The sequence below is a fragment of the Ruminococcus sp. genome (assembly GCF_016287535.1).
Lineage (GTDB): Bacteria > Bacillota > Clostridia > Oscillospirales > Ruminococcaceae > Ruminococcus.
On sequence record NZ_JAEFAJ010000010.1, the window covers coordinates 1 to 12,232 of the forward strand.

The 12,232-nt window shown below is 46.1% G+C and carries 15 protein-coding genes and 1 tRNA gene; 14 read left to right on the forward strand and 2 right to left on the reverse strand.

The annotated features are described in order from the left end of the window. The first annotated feature begins 276 nt into the window (after window positions 1–276). The 11 genes from QZZ36_RS05750 (at window position 277) to QZZ36_RS05800 (ending at window position 8,542) form a co-directional block, all read left to right on the forward strand. Window positions 277–996: a site-2 protease family protein gene (locus QZZ36_RS05750; RefSeq protein WP_295078228.1), complete on the forward strand. Its 720-nt coding sequence runs from the start codon at window positions 277–279 to the stop codon at window positions 994–996. 18 nt (window positions 997–1,014) lie between these two features. Then, window positions 1,015–1,698 carry a site-2 protease family protein gene (locus QZZ36_RS05755; protein ID WP_295078231.1) on the forward strand — a complete coding sequence of 228 codons (684 nt, stop codon included), beginning with the start codon at window positions 1,015–1,017 and terminating at the stop codon, window positions 1,696–1,698. A 63-nt stretch (window positions 1,699–1,761) separates the two neighbouring features. Further along, a complete protein-coding gene (locus QZZ36_RS05760) occupies window positions 1,762–2,517 on the forward strand; it encodes a segregation/condensation protein A (RefSeq protein WP_295078234.1) in 756 nt (251 codons plus the stop codon). After that, a complete protein-coding gene (gene scpB / locus QZZ36_RS05765) occupies window positions 2,487–3,065 on the forward strand; it encodes an SMC-Scp complex subunit ScpB (protein WP_295078237.1) in 579 nt (192 codons plus the stop codon). Before QZZ36_RS05760 ends, scpB begins: the two co-directional genes overlap by 31 nt. A 24-nt stretch (window positions 3,066–3,089) precedes the next feature. Then, the gene (locus tag QZZ36_RS05770; protein ID WP_295078241.1) at window positions 3,090–4,013 is read left to right on the forward strand and encodes a hypothetical protein; all 924 of its coding nucleotides are present in this window, start codon (window positions 3,090–3,092) and stop codon (window positions 4,011–4,013) included. 11 nt (window positions 4,014–4,024) lie between these two features. Next, window positions 4,025–4,459, forward strand: coding sequence for a spore germination protein GerW family protein (locus QZZ36_RS05775; protein WP_295078244.1), 435 nt, complete (start codon window positions 4,025–4,027; stop codon window positions 4,457–4,459). A 59-nt stretch (window positions 4,460–4,518) separates the two neighbouring features. Beyond that, window positions 4,519–5,673, forward strand: coding sequence for a D-alanyl-D-alanine carboxypeptidase family protein (locus QZZ36_RS05780; RefSeq protein ID WP_295078247.1), 1,155 nt, complete (start codon window positions 4,519–4,521; stop codon window positions 5,671–5,673). 13 nt (window positions 5,674–5,686) lie between these two features. Next, the gene (locus QZZ36_RS05785) at window positions 5,687–6,418 is read left to right on the forward strand and encodes a pseudouridine synthase (protein WP_295078250.1); all 732 of its coding nucleotides are present in this window, start codon (window positions 5,687–5,689) and stop codon (window positions 6,416–6,418) included. 1 nt (window position 6,419) lies between these two features. Further along, entirely contained in the window at window positions 6,420–6,800 is a 381-nt protein-coding gene (locus QZZ36_RS05790; RefSeq protein WP_295078253.1) for a hypothetical protein, read from the forward strand. Between the two features lie 21 nt (window positions 6,801–6,821). Beyond that, a complete protein-coding gene (gene metA, locus QZZ36_RS05795) occupies window positions 6,822–7,769 on the forward strand; it encodes a homoserine O-succinyltransferase (RefSeq protein ID WP_295078256.1) in 948 nt (315 codons plus the stop codon). A gap of 23 nt (window positions 7,770–7,792) precedes the next feature. Continuing rightward, window positions 7,793–8,542: a DUF4190 domain-containing protein gene (locus tag QZZ36_RS05800; RefSeq protein ID WP_295078261.1), complete on the forward strand. Its 750-nt coding sequence runs from the start codon at window positions 7,793–7,795 to the stop codon at window positions 8,540–8,542. 39 nt (window positions 8,543–8,581) lie between these two features. Here QZZ36_RS05800 and QZZ36_RS05805 read toward each other — a convergent pair whose 3' ends face one another. Further along, on the reverse strand, window positions 8,582–9,472 hold the full coding sequence (locus tag QZZ36_RS05805) for a polysaccharide deacetylase family protein (protein WP_295078264.1): 891 nt from the start codon (window positions 9,470–9,472) through the stop codon (window positions 8,582–8,584). 112 nt (window positions 9,473–9,584) lie between these two features. Between QZZ36_RS05805 and QZZ36_RS05810 the strand changes: the two genes are divergently transcribed. Both QZZ36_RS05810 and QZZ36_RS05815 read left to right on the forward strand, forming a co-directional pair. After that, window positions 9,585–10,748 carry a stage II sporulation protein P gene (locus QZZ36_RS05810; RefSeq protein ID WP_295078267.1) on the forward strand — a complete coding sequence of 388 codons (1,164 nt, stop codon included), beginning with the start codon at window positions 9,585–9,587 and terminating at the stop codon, window positions 10,746–10,748. Window positions 10,749–10,753: 5 nt separating this feature from the next. Next, the gene (locus QZZ36_RS05815; RefSeq protein WP_295078270.1) at window positions 10,754–11,053 is read left to right on the forward strand and encodes a hypothetical protein; all 300 of its coding nucleotides are present in this window, start codon (window positions 10,754–10,756) and stop codon (window positions 11,051–11,053) included. On the opposite strand, the gene QZZ36_RS05820 is transcribed toward QZZ36_RS05815, so the two are convergent. After that, window positions 11,042–11,593, reverse strand: coding sequence for a hypothetical protein (locus tag QZZ36_RS05820; RefSeq protein ID WP_295078273.1), 552 nt, complete (start codon window positions 11,591–11,593; stop codon window positions 11,042–11,044). The two genes, QZZ36_RS05815 and QZZ36_RS05820, sit on opposite strands and share 12 nt — an antisense overlap. A gap of 93 nt (window positions 11,594–11,686) precedes the next feature. Here QZZ36_RS05820 and QZZ36_RS05825 point away from each other — a divergent pair. After that, a tRNA-Arg gene (locus QZZ36_RS05825) sits at window positions 11,687–11,761 on the forward strand. The last annotated feature ends 471 nt before the right edge of the window (window positions 11,762–12,232 follow it).

Below are 12,232 nucleotides of genomic sequence, written 5' to 3' on the forward strand. Positions count from 1 at the left end.
GAAACCTAGATACCAAAGGTTACGCCCTTTCCGCAGATATCACATTTTGCCATTAGGTTGCACCTCCTTAACTAACCTGTAAAAATACAACATGATTATTTTATCACATAATCAGAAAAAAAGCAAGTGTTTTTTGAAAAAAAACTAAAAAAATTTTTTTTGACGTATAAAAATTCTTTTTTACTTGAAATATATAGCGATTTATAGTATAATATATGTTGTATATATCTATACAGCAATAAAAGCAGGTTTCTGCTTTCAGGAAAGGATTTTCATATGTTCGGCAGTTTGGATATTGAAACATTTTTAAAATATTTTTCGAGAATAGTTACACTTCTTCTTGTAATACCAATACACGAATCAGCTCACGCTCTCACGGCAAAATGGCTTGGTGACGATACGGCGATGAGGCAGGGAAGGATATCCCTTAATCCATTCGTGCATATTGATCCGTTAGGCGCTATCCTTATGATATCCGGCGGCTTCGGATGGGCAAAGCCCGTTCAGGTGAATCCTCTCAGGTTCAAGAAATACCGTGCAGGTTTTGCTCTGACGGCTCTTGCAGGACCTCTCTCAAACCTTATAGCCGCTTTTCTGTCAGGACTGGCTCTGGCTATAATACTCTGCACGGAAAAGGGAGTTTTGGCATGGGTCTATACCTTCGGAAACAAGTTCACTACACTTGGCTGTGTGACTTTGCTTCTTTATTACCTGTTCTACATCAATATCGGACTTGCGATATTCAACCTCATACCAATACCGCCTCTTGATGGCTTCAATATACTTCGCGCCTTTACTCCGGAGAAGTTTGACCGCTGGATATTCCAGCATCAGAGAGAGATCAACTATGCATTCTTTGCACTTCTTATTCTTATAAGCGTTATCCCCGGTGATCGTTCGCCCCTCAATATCGCTACACAGAAGGTCGGCGACCTGCTCTGGAAGGCTGTCGCCTGGATACCGAATAAATTCGGACCCTTTAGTGGCATATTATAAAAAGGATCTTACTAAAGTATGCTTTACAGAATATTGATAGTATTTCTTGCTCTTCTGAGCAGAGGACTCATACTGACCGCTTTAATGCCTCTTGCCTGCTATGCAAAGGTATGGACGGCAAAGAAGCTGGGTGACAGAACTGCCGAAAGAGAGGGCAGGCTTTCACTTGATTTCAGAAAGCACACCGATTTCTTCGGTATGATGGTTATACTTGCATTCGGCTTCGGCTGGTCAAAGGAGATAAATATCGATGTATCAAGGCTGAAGAATATGAAGCGTGATGTTACGCTCATATCTCTTGCATCGCCTTTGACGTACTTTCTCCTTTACATCGTTCTCAGGAATATCGGAGGAGCTTTACTGAGCATATCTCCTGATATGTTCATACTTCAGTGTGTGTGCGCAGTATTATACAGGGCGGCGTTTGCCTGTCTGTTCTTTGGTATAGTAGCGCTTCTGCCAATACCGCCCCTTGACGGCTTCCACATATTCTATCAGTTCTCATGGCCGAAGTTCAGGCGCTGGTATTTTTCAAACTATCAGAAGATAACGGTCTGGTCAAGATATATCCTTATATTTATATTCTTTATGGGAAGCATAACAGACGGAGCCTTCTCTTTACTTGGTCTTTTTGAGAGTATGTGGAGACTTCTTCTTGACCGCCTGGTTTTCTTCGGCGCGGGACCTATACAGATTTTTTGACGATCATCAACGGCATCGCTGCGGTAACGGCATCTGCGGCGGTAAGTGGATTCATGGTGAAATATGGAAAGTATATCATTCAAGCTTGAGGTCTTTGAAGGACCTCTTGACCTGCTGCTGAGCCTTATCGCAAAGCACAAGCTGAATATCTGCGATATCGAGATATCGAAGCTGCTGGAGCAGTATCTGCTCTATATAGATCAGGCTCACGAGCAGAACCTTGAGCTCGCAGGAGAATTCCTGGAGATGGCTGCAAGGCTCATATATATAAAAACAGCTTCGCTCCTGCCGCAGCCGGAAGAGGCTGAGCAGATGAAGAAGGAACTTGAGGGCGCTCTCATTGAGTATTCGCTCTGCAAGATAGCCGCAAAGCAGCTCGCGGACGCTTATGTGGGCGGAGATATATTCGTTCGCAGTCCTATGAAGATAAAGGCTGACATGACCTATACTCTTGTGCATGAGCCTGAAAGACTTGCCATCGCCTACAGCGCCATATCGCTGAAGACCATAAAGTCTGAGCACGCAAAGCTGCACGTTGAGAGCAAGATCAATTCAGTGGTTAAGCGGCGTATCGTTTCGGTAATGTCAAAGGTGGTCCATGTGCTCAGGGAGCTGTACACCACCGGAGAGGTATGCATGGACAAGCTTTACGACGGAGTTACCGACCGCTCGGAAAGAGTCGCTACTTTCCTTGCAGTGCTGGAGCTTACAAGATCCGGCAGGATAACAATAAGCGACGACAATCTGATGATCTTCTTCAAGGGAAGAAAGAACGGAGTGAAGAAATCTTGGAGATCAAGGACAAGCTCGGAGCAATAGAGGCTATACTCTTTGCAAGCGGAGAGCCTATTGAAATATACCGTCTTTCAGAGGCGAGCGGAGTTGACGCGGGAACGCTGCCTTCCATGATAAGGCTGCTCAATGAGCGCTATGAGGATTACGGCAGCGGTATATGCATAAAGAAGCTGGACAGCAGCTTTCAGATGTGTACCCGTGAGGAGTATGCGGAGCAGGTACGTTCGGCACTTGAGACAAAAAGAACGACGCCCCTGTCAAATGCTGCAATGGAGGCTCTCACAATAATCGCGTACAACCAGCCCGTTTCAAAGGGCTTTGTGGAGAATGTCAGAGGTATCGACAGCTCATCTGTAATAAATAATCTTGTGGAGAAAGGACTCGTTGAAGAAGCGGGACGTCTTGATGTTCCCGGAAAACCGATAGTATACAGAACTACTTCAGTTTTCCTCAGAAGCTTCGGACTTAGCTCAACGGCAGACCTTCCGCCTCTGCCCGGTCAGAGCGACCTTGTTCTCGAAACCGAGGACGAGTTCGTGGAAAGGGAGATGGCAGACTCCGCACAGGAGTAAAAACAAACGAAAGGAGCGGCAGGAATGATCGTACTGAAGATTCTGCTGTATATACTTCTTGCCGTTCTCGGCATAATACTTATTATACTTATGATCCCTGCAGGCGGCGAGTTCAGTTACATCGACGGCAAATTCACTTATAAGGTGAAGCTGTGGGTGATAAACATTATGGATTCCGGAGGCGGCGGTCTTTACAACTGGTGGAAAAAACGTAAAGCAGCTAAAAAGGACAAGCCTGAGAAGCCTGAAAAACCCAAGCCTGTAAAGGAGAAAAAGGCAAAAAGGAAAAAGAAGCGGGAGAAGTACGAGTGGGAAAAGGAACTTGACGACATCCCTGTAAACGATCCGGAGGCGGATATGCTGCCGGCAGAAACAGTTTCCGATATGTCTTCGGCTGTGGGAACTCCTTTTGACGGTGTTCCAGGTGACAGCAGCGAGGAAGAAGCTGCTGAGAAGAAGGACAAAAAGAAGAAAAAGGACGATGAGGATAGCTTCAGGGACGAAGAGGAGGAGAATTCCGGAGACAGTGATGAGAAAAAGGCTCTCAGCGATAAGGTCGAATTTCTTGTGGATATATGGGAAAGCGCTCAGCGTCCGATGCTGAAAATATTCAAGGGGTTCAGACTGAAAGATCTGTATATCGACTTTGTTATAGCTGACGACGATGCATATGACTGCGCCCTGAAGTACGGTAAGTATTCCGCTCTGGTATTTAACGGCATTGCCTTTTTCAGTCAGCTTTTTACCGTAAGGCTGAAAACAATAGATGTGCGTCCGCAGTTCGGCGTTTCAAAGGGACGGTGGGACGCAGCCGGAAAGCTTTATTTCCGTCTCGGAACAGTGGTTATCGCAGGAGCATGGTTCCTGATAACATATTTCTTCAAAACATTCCTACCAAATAAACTCAGAAAGCGTAAAATGAAAAAATCCGCCGCAAGGCAGAAGTGAGGTATTAAAATATGAGTGCAAACAATACACCTGTAAGTGATCTCCTGGGCATATCAATCGAAAAGATCAAGGAAATGGCTGATGTAAATTCTATTATCGGCGAGCCCATAAAGCTTCCGGACGGTACTACCGTTATCCCCGTATCCAAGGTGAGCTACGGTTTTGCTTCGGGCGGCTCAGATCTGCCTTCAAAGTACGACAAGGATCTTTTCGGAGGCGGCGCAGGCGCAGGAGTTTCCATAAAGCCTGAGGGCTTCCTTGTTATAGCTCCTGACGGTTCAGCCAAGATGGTGAATATGGAAGGCGCTAATGATCCTATCAGCAACGCTATCGAAAAAATGCCTGCTATAATCGATAAGGTAAGCGGCTTCATAAACAAGAAGAAGAGCGGAAGCACTGATGATAAGGCTTCCGGTGTCACAGACGGCTCTGTACCGATAAACTGAGCATAAACTGCTGAAATGAGGCATATCCTTTAGCATAGCTTTTATGCGGAGGTGTGCCTGTGAAAAGAATTATATCTGTATCTGCGGCAGTTTTACTGACGGTCTTATGTGTATGCGGTACTGCTGCTTACGGTGCTGAAGGACCTGATATTTCCGCAAAGGCGGCAGTGCTTATCTCCGCTGATACGGGAGAGGTGGTCTACAGCCGCAATGCTTCGGAAAAGCTTCCCATGGCAAGCACTACCAAGATAATGACGGCTCTGCTTTGCCTTGAAAGCGGAGGGCTCTATGACGAGTTCACTGTGGACAGTCAGGCAATAAGGGTGGAGGGCTCCTCAATGGGGCTCTGCGAGGGCGATACAGTCACAAAGTATGCGCTGTGCTGCGGTATGCTGCTGCCATCTGGCAATGACGCGGCAAATGCCGCTGCCGTAAGGATAGCAGGAAGTATCGAAGCCTTTGCAGGACTTATGAATGAACGTGCCCGTAAAATTGGGCTTTCAAAGACCTATTTCGTTACACCCTCTGGACTTGAGGGTGAGGGACACGGCTCGTCGGCTGCGGATATGGCTATGCTTGCCCGTGAAGCTCTGAAAAATGAACTTTTTCGTGATATATGTTCACGGGAGTCGATCAAAGTGAGGTTCGGAAGTCCGCCTTATGACAGGTGGCTGAAGAATACAAACAAGCTGCTCTCCATTTACGAGGGCGTTTACGGTGTTAAGACCGGATTCACCGATGAGGCGGGACGCTGCCTTGTGTCTGCCTGCAGGCGTGACGGCAGGGATCTGATATGTGTTACTCTCAATGGCCGCAATGACTGGGACGACCACATCGCAATATACGAATATGGCTTCGGTGCGGTCAGGCAGCTTGAGCTTGAGCTTCCGGACGATATCAGCGCAGATATTGCCGGCGCCGCTTCGGATAAGCTGCGGCTCGTTCCGGGGAAAAGCAGCTGTAATGTCACGACTGTGACAGGAAATGCCGATGATTTTACATATACCGTTCTCAGGCCGCCATTTCTCTATGCTCCCGTCAGGGAGGGCGATGAAGCGGCTGAGCTGAGGATAAGCTTTCTCGGACGTGAGGTATGTACGCTGCCGCTGTACGCAGCTGAAACTGCTGAGATAAAGGCTGCGGATAAGTCGAAAAGCAAAAAGGGTATGTTTTCAAGGCTGAAAGAATTTCTCGGGGGATATTTCTCCCGTTAAGGACAGGATAAAAGTGGAAAAAATAAGGATTCAGAAAATGATCGCCGACAGCGGCGTTTGCTCCCGCAGAAAAGCAGAGGAGCTTATAGCACAGGGCAGGGTAAAGCTAAACGGTCACCCGGTAAAGCTGGGTGACAAGTGCGGCATTAAGGATCTCATCACCATTGACGGTGAACGTATTGAAATGCCGAAGAAAAGGAGCTTCCTTTACCTTATGATGAACAAGCCGAGAGGCTATGTCACTACGGTCTCGGACGAACTTGACAGAAAGTGTGTCATGGATCTGCTCACTGACGTTGAAGAGAGGGTATATCCAGTCGGTCGTCTCGACCGGAACTCCGAGGGACTTCTTCTCTTTACGAATGACGGCGAGTTTGCCAACAGTATCATGCACCCCAGCCGCCATATATCAAAGACCTATCGCGTAACGGTACGCCCTTCTGTCAATGATGACCAGCTGGTAAGGCTGTCAGAGGGCGTTGAGATAGACGGTAAAAAAACTCTCCCTGCGACTGTTGTCGTAAAGGACAAGGAAGAGGGCAGAGTAGTTCTCCTCATGACCATAAAGGAGGGCAGGAACCGTCAGATACGAAAGATGTGTGAGGCTGTGGGACTTGAAGTCGCAAGGCTCCGCCGTACAAGCATCGGTCCGCTGAAGCTGGGTATGCTGAAGCCCGGCAGCTACCGCGAACTGACTGCAGAGGAGCTCCGTGCCATACGAAACGCTATAGGCAAGGAGAAGTGAAATGCTGGAGATACAGGAAAGATTAAGCTCCGACGGCTATGAGGAACTGAGAAAAGCCGCAGGCGGTGCTGAGCTCCACATAACAGAGGCTCTCGACAAAGGAGAGGTCATAGGCTATATCGCCTATTCCTATGGTACAGACAGAACTGTGGTATACGGTCTTGACGACGGCGGAGATATTATGCTCTGCGACGGGCTTGTCAGGTCAGTGATGCTGAAAAGCGTAATGAAAGGCATAAAGCGTATGCTGTTTGAGCTTGATGACAGCTGCTTTGATAAACTGAAAAAGCTGCGCTTCGTAAAGGGAGACAGCAGACAGTGCGGTGATCTTGACAGCTTCATGAATGGCTGTCAGAGCTGCAAAAACAACAGGAAAGAATAAATACGAAAGGAACGATCAGGATTGCCAATAAGGATTTCTTCAGAGCTTCCTGCTTTCAAAACTCTCGGAAACGAGAACATCTTCGTTATGTCAAAGGAGAGGGCGGAGCATCAGGATATCCGTCCGCTGAAGGTAGTTATCCTGAACATCATGCCAAAGAAGATAGAAACTGAGTGTCAGCTTTTAAGGCTTCTCAGTAATACTCCTCTTCAGGTAGATGTGGATCTGCTTCAGATGGCTTCACATAATTCAAAAAACACCTCGCATCATCATCTTGAAGCCTTTTACAAGACCTTTGACGAGATATACGAGGACAGATACGACGGTATGATAATCACAGGCGCTCCGGTAGAGCTTCTTGATTATGAGCAGGTTGACTACTGGAATGAGATATGCAGGATAATGGAGTGGTCCAAGACCCATGTATTTTCCACTATATATATATGCTGGGCTGCACAGGCAGGTCTGTACTACCATTACGGCATACCCAAATACACTCTTGACCATAAAATGTTCGGTATATTCCCCCACAGGGCTGAGGTAAGCAACTGTCAGCTGCTAAGGGGATTTGATGATATATTCTATGTGCCGCATTCGCGCAATACTGAGGTGCGCAGGGCTGATATCGAGCGGATACCACAGCTTGAAGTTCTTACCTCGTCAGATATTGCAGGAGTACACATAGTAGCCAATAAGAACGGCAGACAGTATTTCATTACAGGTCATTCGGAGTACGACAGGGACACTATAGCCAACGAGTACAGACGTGATGTTGAAAAGGGCATAGATATACAGATACCGTATAACTATTTCCCAGGGGACAATCCGGATAATATGCCGGTGTTCTCATGGAGATGCACAGCTAATCTTATGTTTTCAAACTGGCTCAATTACTGCGTTTACCAAAAGACTCCATACAATCTTGAGGAGCTTGAGGTCCGCAACTGGAACTGGGAAACAAGCCTTTGAAAGGCTTTACGCGGAGGTAAAAAATGGACGATCTTACACCCAACAACGGACACAATGACGGCGGTTACGACAACAACGGATATGACAATAACGGTTATAACAACGGCGGTTACGACAACAGCGGATATAACAATAACGGTTATAACAACGGTGGTTACGACAATAACGGATACAACAACGGCGGTTACAATAATTACGGCTATGGCAATAACGGCGGGGGATATTTCCCTGACGGACCATTCAGGGGAATGTATGATGAGGATAATGATTTTCCTGAACCGCAGAAGGGCAGCGGTTTCGCGATAGCTTCATTTGTTATCTCGCTTATCAATCTTGTTATCTGCGGAACTCTTCTTTCGATAATAACGGTTCCGCTCTGCCTTATCTTTTCTGTGGTCAGCCTTGCCGGCAGGAGAAAGGGAGCTGTCTTTGCAGTAATAGGTATAATCATTTCGCTTGTATCAGCTGTATTTTTCGCTTTTGCGGGATATATTTTCTATAAGATAACTCCTGATTTTATTTATTTTTTAAACAACGCACCGCAGATCATCGAAGAATATGACAGGGACGGTTCTATACCGGAGCAGTATGAGAAGTACAGAGATCCCAAATACGACAAGTACTGGGAAAGATTTGGCTATAACAGCTTTGACGAGTTCTTTGCAAAGGAATTCATCGAAAAAAACAGAGCTCAGGTAAAAGAATACAGCTCTTCTGATACAGGTACAAGCGCAAGCATTTCATCCGGTTTCGCACCTGCATTAATAGAATAGATATATGGCACCTCTGATATAGAAGTCAGAGGTGCTTTTTCATTGCTTTGGCATATCCTTCATCAGAGCAGACATATATTCCTCTGTTGTAAGGAGCCCGCTTCGGTTATACCTGAATATACCGTAAAGGCAGTCGGGGTCACGGGTGATATGGTTCATGCCCTCACGGCAGGTGAGGGTCAGAAGTATGCCGCTGTCACGCAGTACAGGCAGGCTTTCCCTGCTGAGTGCGCCGAAGGGATAGGCGAATACTACAGGAAAGATCCCACAGTGCCGGTTGAGTTCTGTTGCCAGCAGACCTGTATCCGCTCTGAGCATTGAAGTGTATTCGTCGGCGGTCTCATCCGGAAGCTTTGAGCAGCCCTGTCTTCTGCCGTTGCTGGAATGCAGATCATAAGTATGACTGCCGATCTCTATTCTTCCAGAGGCAGCAAGCTCGGATATGTCCTCCCAAGTAAGGTATGAATAGTCATCAGCATGGGGGTCCGTTGCTGCATAATCGTCAGTATACCTGCCAACAATAGAAACAACGCCGCACATATCATATTTTTCGAGCAAAGGGAGTGCAAGGGAGAGATTGTTGTAAAAGCCGTCGTCAAATGTTATGAGAACCGGCTTATCAGGAAGTTCGCCTGTTCCCTGGGTATAGCAGATGAGCTGCCGGGCGGAAACTGCTTTGAAACCGTTGGAGCTGAGCCATGCAAGGTCGCTTTCAAGCTGAGCCGGAGTGACAGTGTAATCTGAGGAAGTTTTTTGGCATACGCTGTGGTACATTATCACAGGCAGCGGGACAGGCGGTTCAGTGCTTTTGCCGGCAGCTGATGAAAACAAAGAGCCGACCGCAAAAACTATAGCGGCGCATATAAGGACCGCTGCAGCTGCCTGAATACACCTGCGAATGATAGTGTCAAGAGAAAAGCATTTGTACATCGTTATCACCTCGTAGGATAATATGCCGGAAAATGCACGAAAATGACAAGATCTTGCGGACATACAGCGATTAATATCTGAATATACTTATCCTGAAGAAAGAGGTGAGTATATGACGCGCCATAAACGCAGAAGAATAAAAGGGGCGGTCAGATGTATCGCGGCAGTGCTTGTGCCGGTTACTGCGGCTGCCGGTGTCAGGGAAGTGTCTGTAATGAGGAGGGCATTTACGGAAGAATATGCCTATACTACTGGAAGCACAGGGAAAGCAGCGGCGTATCGCGCAGTTGCCGATCCTGAGGTGATAAGCCGTATAAAGCGGGAGGACGAACTGCTTTCGGGGGCGGATATACTGTCTGAGGGCTATGGGTATGCTTATGAAAATGACACTGACAGGGAATATCTCAGACTGCCTGATCCTCTTGACATGAGAGCTGACGATCCGGGAACGAAGCCATATCCGGAAGTATGGGGAACAGGGGGAGATATAGTTCGTATGACCTACGGGAAATACAGCGGGAACTGTTTCTTTGATCTTGAAAACGGCGGACAGGTCAATAACAAGACGGATATCCCGAATGAGGAGCTTATCCGTGAAAGCGGGTACTATCCTAATTTCACTGTGGAAAAGACAGACGAGCCCCTTGTACTGCTGTATCATACTCATACTACCGAGAGCTTTGAGCCCTTTGTGCGTGAGAGTTTTGATCCCGGATTCAATTACAGGACTACCGACGAGACTAAAAATGTGGTAATGGTGGGAAATGCTATACAGGCGGAGCTTGAAGCGCAGGGTATAGGAGTTATCCATGCCACGGACATACATGACTATCCATCGTACAACGGTTCCTACTCTCGGAGCCGCGAAACTATCCTGCCGATACTCGAAAAATATCCGAGCATAAAGGTGGTTCTCGATATTCACAGGGACGCCATAGCTGTGGACAATTGTGCATATCAGCCTTTTATAGAGGTCGACGGCAGGGAAGCGGCACAGATAATGATAATTTCCGGCTGCGATGACGGTACTCTCGGTATGCCGAATTATATGCAGAATTTCCATTTTGCCTGTATGCTGCAGAGCAAGCTTGAATCAGACCATGAGGGATTCACACGTCCGGTGCTGTTCGATTACCGTCACTATAATCAGGACCTCACCAACGGAAGTCTGCTTGTTGAAGTAGGTTCACACGGAAATACTCTGGAGCAGGCACAGTTTGCCGGGCAGCTCTTCGGACGTTCTCTCGGTGAGCTGCTGAACTCAATGAAAAGGTGATAAAAATGCGCAGAAAAAAGAAAAAGGCCGCCCTGAAAGCAGTATTTTTTTACCTGCTTCTGAGCGGCGGCTCATGGATGTTTATTAATTCATACGCAAATTCCTTCAATCAGATCAGTGAAAGGAGGATAGTTCCTGCCGGACTTGTTCTGAAGGAAGAAAACGCCTGTGTGGAGCTGCTCGGTCACAGCGGTAATTTCAGCTTATCATGGATATACCCGGAAAGCAGGGCTTATTGCGGAGCATACCTGATGTCGCCTGACGAGCTAAGAGCAGCGGCATACATTATATCATTATGTATATAACTTGGCTTTTCTTGTATAATAGAATGTGTTGAGCTCGCCTGAATAAATGAGGTCAGCTCCCGGAAAACTCCTGAAATCATCGGGAGTATAGAGCGAAAAGGCTTTTTCGAGAGGAATACCTATCTTATCCATAGTATAGGCTACGAACTGCGAACAGACGAAGCTCCTCTCACGTTTCCACTCGATATTGAAATAAACGGCAAGCAGTCCGAGAAGGTTATAGGAATAAACCTTGCGGTGCTGTGCGAAATGCAGTATTATCTTGTTATAAGCTTCCTTTTGTTCCGGAGATACGCTTATACGGTAGATCTCACAGGGAATATCCTGGTACTGACCAAGAGTACCCTGTCCCACAACTTCCTTATTGAATGTTGCAGGCAGCGGAAATGGTCTGTATGTACGGCAGAAGCTGTACATTTCAGAAAGCTCCATGTCGCCTGAAAGAGAAACGTGATTATAAGGCTTTTTAGTTAAGAATTTGAAGAACCGTGCAGGTCTTGTACCTGTTTGTGCAACTATCAAATAAATATAGTTCCCCAAAACGTTCCCTCCTAATTTATTTTTTATAATTATATCATAAACACTTGCAAATTTCAAGACTTTTTGCTATAATTATAAAGGTCTTTTTTTTATGCGCCTGTAGCTCAGTGGATAGAGCATCGGCCTCCGACGCCGTGTGCGCTGGTTCGATCCCAGTCAGGCGTACCAGCACAGAGCCTGTGCGCCCAACCACGTTGGCGCTCGCAGGCTCGCTTTCTTTTTACAAAAGTCTTACTCTGCTTTCGCTTACGGAAGTGTATCTAATCGTAACATATACAAAGAAATAGCACTGAATAAGCAAATAATGAATTTTAATGAAGGCACAGATAGTGCCTTCCTTCTTTTTTACCTTACATTGCAATAAACATCATGCTTTCCTTTTTTTATTAAAGAAAAATATACATTTATTTTAAGTGCAATAATGCATTCCTGATGGTATAATATGTGCTTAGTGTTTTCTTGTAAATATTTACAAATTGAAATAACGTTCATTGTTCAAGGTTACAAATATGTATTGGTATAGTGAAATATTAACAAAAAGTACACCATTATCATTAGTTGATATAGTATTATATAACTAAAGAATACATAAGCTAAAAATGTTTTTAAGTTAATGGCAAATGATAAATCTGAGTTGCG

Coding starts and splice junctions, on each gene's coding strand:
- QZZ36_RS05750 (WP_295078228.1), top strand. CDS start 277: ATGTTCGGCAGTTTGGATATTGAAACATTTTTAAAATATTTTTCGAGA.
- QZZ36_RS05755 (WP_295078231.1), top strand. CDS start 1,015: ATGCTTTACAGAATATTGATAGTATTTCTTGCTCTTCTGAGCAGAGGA.
- QZZ36_RS05760 (WP_295078234.1), top strand. CDS start 1,762: ATGGAAAGTATATCATTCAAGCTTGAGGTCTTTGAAGGACCTCTTGAC.
- QZZ36_RS05770 (WP_295078241.1), top strand. CDS start 3,090: ATGATCGTACTGAAGATTCTGCTGTATATACTTCTTGCCGTTCTCGGC.
- QZZ36_RS05775 (WP_295078244.1), top strand. CDS start 4,025: ATGAGTGCAAACAATACACCTGTAAGTGATCTCCTGGGCATATCAATC.
- QZZ36_RS05790 (WP_295078253.1), top strand. CDS start 6,420: ATGCTGGAGATACAGGAAAGATTAAGCTCCGACGGCTATGAGGAACTG.
- QZZ36_RS05800 (WP_295078261.1), top strand. CDS start 7,793: ATGGACGATCTTACACCCAACAACGGACACAATGACGGCGGTTACGAC.
- QZZ36_RS05805 (WP_295078264.1), bottom strand. CDS start 9,472: ATGTACAAATGCTTTTCTCTTGACACTATCATTCGCAGGTGTATTCAG.
- QZZ36_RS05810 (WP_295078267.1), top strand. CDS start 9,585: ATGACGCGCCATAAACGCAGAAGAATAAAAGGGGCGGTCAGATGTATC.
- QZZ36_RS05815 (WP_295078270.1), top strand. CDS start 10,754: ATGCGCAGAAAAAAGAAAAAGGCCGCCCTGAAAGCAGTATTTTTTTAC.